6 protein-coding genes are annotated in these 3,299 nt (G+C 65.2%); 1 reads left to right on the top strand and 5 read right to left on the bottom strand.

Features of this window, described 5'->3' with window-relative positions; all coding sequences use genetic code 11:
• The coding region (locus J0A65_RS20840) for a hypothetical protein (protein WP_206596266.1) at positions 1 to 202 on the top strand (202 nt) is incomplete at its 5' end.
• A 28-nt stretch (positions 203 to 230) separates the two neighbouring features.
• Here the strand turns inward: J0A65_RS20840 and J0A65_RS20835 are convergent.
• From J0A65_RS20835 to J0A65_RS20815, 5 genes are all read right to left on the bottom strand, one after another.
• Entirely contained in the window at positions 231 to 1,319 is a 1,089-nt protein-coding gene (locus J0A65_RS20835; RefSeq protein ID WP_206596265.1) for a DNA-methyltransferase, read from the bottom strand.
• Positions 1,320 to 1,377: 58 nt separating this feature from the next.
• Entirely contained in the window at positions 1,378 to 1,524 is a 147-nt protein-coding gene (locus J0A65_RS20830; RefSeq protein WP_206596264.1) for a hypothetical protein, read from the bottom strand.
• Positions 1,499 to 1,960, bottom strand: coding sequence for a hypothetical protein (locus J0A65_RS20825; RefSeq protein WP_206596263.1), 462 nt, complete (start codon positions 1,958 to 1,960; stop codon positions 1,499 to 1,501). The genes J0A65_RS20830 and J0A65_RS20825 overlap by 26 nt, the downstream gene beginning before the upstream one ends.
• A gap of 9 nt (positions 1,961 to 1,969) precedes the next feature.
• The gene (locus J0A65_RS20820) at positions 1,970 to 2,233 is read right to left on the bottom strand and encodes a hypothetical protein (protein WP_037053333.1); all 264 of its coding nucleotides are present in this window, start codon (positions 2,231 to 2,233) and stop codon (positions 1,970 to 1,972) included.
• 264 nt (positions 2,234 to 2,497) lie between these two features.
• Positions 2,498 to 2,851 carry an Acb2/Tad1 domain-containing protein gene (locus J0A65_RS20815; RefSeq protein WP_206596262.1) on the bottom strand — a complete coding sequence of 118 codons (354 nt, stop codon included), beginning with the start codon at positions 2,849 to 2,851 and terminating at the stop codon, positions 2,498 to 2,500.
• Between the last annotated feature and the right edge of the window lie 448 nt (positions 2,852 to 3,299).

The raw sequence follows: 3,299 nt of genomic DNA, 5'->3' as shown, positions 1-3,299 counted from the left end.
GCCGACAACTGGCGACTATCTGGAGTTTGTCTGCCCGGACTGCGGGCACTACCGGGTGAGCCGGAGCCTACTGACTATCCAGCGCGGAAGAGTCTTCGATGTCGAGTTGACCAGGCGCGCAATTGAGCGCATGCCACGCCTGGACGGCGTACCCACGCTGTCTACCGTTGACGAGGACTTGCTGAGAGAGCCTCGCCAGTAGCTTCCTGCCTGCCCAGGTAGACGTGTGGTCACGCTGTTTCCTTGGAATCGAGGAATACGTCCATCTGCGCGGCACCATCCAGCCAGGCTGCCTGCAGGCGGGCTTGGCCGAGTGCAGCGTATTCGGGGTTGAGTTCAAGCAGGATTGATCGGCGGCCCTCTTGCATGGCCACCAGCGCAGTGGTGGCGGCGCCGCCGAAAGGGTCCAGCACCAGGCCATCGCGCGGGGAACCGGCCAGGATGCACGGGCGAATCAGGTCGGGCGGGTAGGTCGCGAAGTGCGCACCCTTGAAGCCAACGGTTGGCACGTCCCACACGCTGCGCTTGTTACGCTTATCGCTATAGTCAACGTCGGGCCTGTCAGGGCGGTGCTGTCCCTTCTGGCCGTGCTCGCCGGCGGAATACTTGGTCTCCCGGGCAAAGCTGTTGCGACTGCTGCCGCCAACTGCCTTCATGGCTCCGTTGGTCTTGCCCGGCACCCTGTCGCTGCCTTGTTGTTCGTCCCAGTTTTCCTGGGCCAGACGCTCGATGCTGGCCGGTGCCAGCGGCTCGGCAATGGCCTCCTGATCGAAGTAGTACTTGCGGGACTTGCTCAGCAGAAAAATGTACTCATGCGCCTTGGTGCAGCGGTCAGCGACGCTCTCGGGCATGGGGTTGGGCTTCCGCCAGATAATGTCCTGCCGCAGGTACCAGCCGTCATCCTGTAGGGCGAAAGCGAGGCGCCACGGAATGCCCATCAAGTCCTTGTGCTTTAGGCCGTTGGGCGGATTTCGGCGGCGCCCGTGCAGCACGGCTCCGCGCGTAGCGCTCGAAACGGTGTCGTGCTTTCCCTTCGAACCACTAGGGGCGTATCCGCCGGCAACTGACGCATAGCTGTCGCCCATGTTCACCCAGCAGGTGCCGTCGTTTCGCAGCACCCGGCGTACCTCGCGGAACACCTCCACAAGCCTGGCGACGAATGCGGCCGGTGTTTCCTCCAGCCCGATCTGGCCATCGACGCCATAGTCGCGAAGCCCGAAGTAGGGCGGGCTGGTGACACAGCAGTGCACGGACTGGTCAGGCAGTCCGCGGAGCAACTGGAGGCAGTCGCCAACCAGTATCTGGTGGGATGGAATCATGCTTTCACCTGGACGAGCCACCGTGCGCCGCTACTGCAGCTGATGGCGGGGTGGTGGGTTACTGCTCTTGTCGATCGAGTCGCCCTGCTTCGCGGGCGCCTTCTTGGTAGAGCTGGCGCGCCACGTTTTCCGATAGCTGGATTTCGTGGCGCGGCGGTTGGAGCAGGGCCACGCCCTGGTCACGATCCTTCTGTGTCTTGGCCATAGGGCACTCCGGGTTCTATGCCGTACTCCTTGCAGAGCTTGTAGGTGTGCGAGTACGAAAGCTCTGCAGCTGCGGCGAGCTCATGCATGGTCGGGTTGTCGCCGGCCAGGCGCTTCAGGCGGCCCGATGCGTTCTCGCGGGTTGGCGCGAACTCCAGGCCGTAGTCATCGCGCAGGCGGGTGAGAACGCTGCGGCACACGCCGAGCGTGCGGGCTGCATCGTTGATGCGCAGGTGGGTGACGGTGCGTGCCTTCTCGAGCAGCTCCTGGGTGCGCTCCAAGCTTGCCGGCTGCGGCCGGCGCTTGGGCGGGACGAACTTCTCACGCGCCTGCTGCAGGGCGTAGCGGCGCGGATGTTTGATCGGGTCCAGCTCTGCGGCGCAGCCCAGGGCGGCCTGTTGCTCGGCGTGCGAGCGATAGTGTGGGGTCTGGAGCATGCTGGCGCCTCACTGCTGCAGGTGCAGGCCGCGCTCAAGGGCGCTGGCCAGCCAGCGCGCCTCGCGCAGGGTGCGGCGGAAGCCGAGGACCTTGCCGGTGTCGACGTCCACCACGCGGATCATGGCGTTGCCGCTGCACACCAGGTGGGTGGCGCGCGGGGCCGGTACCGGCTGGCGCTTGCGGGCTTCTGCGGCCATGCGGGCCTGACTGGTCAGGCGCAGGGCGGCGACCAGCTCCGCGATCGATTCGCGGGCTTTGGTGAGTGCGTTCATGGTTGGCACCTCAGATGGGGATGCGGGGTATGGGATGGCCTCTTTGTTACCGGCGGCGAGGCCCACCGCCTGCGTAGGCCACCGGCATTCACCGGCCGCCCTGGCTACCGCTTTATTCACCCGCGTGCGCTTTGATCCAGGTGGCCTAGGAGCTCCCGATCTGCCGACTGGATAGGATCGGCGCTAACACGCTGGCATGCCGAAGCGGCACGGGCACCACCCGCCCGCCGGGGTCGCCCAAGGCTTAGCGGGTGGTGCTTGGAATCAAACGCCGGCCGGCTGTGCGACTGCGCGCACCAGGGCCATGATTCCGGTTTGGATGTCGGTTTTGCCGAGCTCTACCCAGCGAAAAGGCTCGGCGGCTTGGAAGCGGCGGAACTCGATGCATTCTTCGGTGGCGCCGGTGTGGACGGTGACCGGGTAGCCATTCACGGCTTGGCCTTCAATCGAGCGGCGTGCAGCAGCGCGGAGCGTCTCCTGCTCTGTATCGAGGCGACCGGCGAGCTCGGCCTGCAGTTGCAGCAGGTTGGCGCCGGCGGCTTTGATGCGGTTCATCAGGTCGACTTCTTCCTGGCTCAGTTCGCGGTAGCCAGCGATCTTGCGGTGTTGGTTTTCCATTGGTGTGCTCCTGGTTGGCTTCCCGTCAGCCCCTCGTGAGAAGGGCTGCCGGTGAAGCCTGGTGCCGTTGCCGCTTGCCGATGGCAGCGTTGGCGTCGTGTGTTTGGCCTTGGGCTTCCCTCGCAGCGCTTTCAATCGGTATACGGCGCTGGTCGTGGGGTATCTGTGTTGCTCCGCGCTTGAGTGCAGCCCGGCGGCCCGGTGGGTAGAGGGCACGTATGCGCGGATTGCCGACCCGTCATGTCGGCTGGGCTCAGTAGTGCATTGGCAGGTCGCTCCTGTACTGGTTTTGGTGTTGCTCGCTACGCCGTCCGGGTCATTCGCGCGGTTCGGTCAGCACCTCGCACCGTCCTGCAGCGCCTCTGTTCGCTTACGGATCGGTGCGCCGGTCGCCGGGCGGCGTAGCGGTTGGTTCACCTGACTTTCTGTCGCCCCACAGGTGATGGCC

It is taken from the genome of Bowmanella yangjiangensis (assembly GCF_017255015.1).
Taxonomy (GTDB): Bacteria; Pseudomonadota; Gammaproteobacteria; order Enterobacterales; family Alteromonadaceae; genus Bowmanella; species Bowmanella yangjiangensis.
Note: the sequence above shows the minus strand (reverse complement) of the source record. Positions and strands in the feature narration are given on the sequence as shown.

Excerpts from the sequence above, each read along its gene's own strand:
- J0A65_RS20835 (WP_206596265.1), bottom strand. The coding sequence starts at position 1,319 with ATGATTCCATCCCACCAGATACTGGTTGGCGACTGCCTCCAGTTGCTC.
- J0A65_RS20830 (WP_206596264.1), bottom strand. The coding sequence starts at position 1,524 with ATGGCCAAGACACAGAAGGATCGTGACCAGGGCGTGGCCCTGCTCCAA.
- J0A65_RS20825 (WP_206596263.1), bottom strand. The coding sequence starts at position 1,960 with ATGCTCCAGACCCCACACTATCGCTCGCACGCCGAGCAACAGGCCGCC.
- J0A65_RS20820 (WP_037053333.1), bottom strand. The coding sequence starts at position 2,233 with ATGAACGCACTCACCAAAGCCCGCGAATCGATCGCGGAGCTGGTCGCC.
- J0A65_RS20815 (WP_206596262.1), bottom strand. The coding sequence starts at position 2,851 with ATGGAAAACCAACACCGCAAGATCGCTGGCTACCGCGAACTGAGCCAG.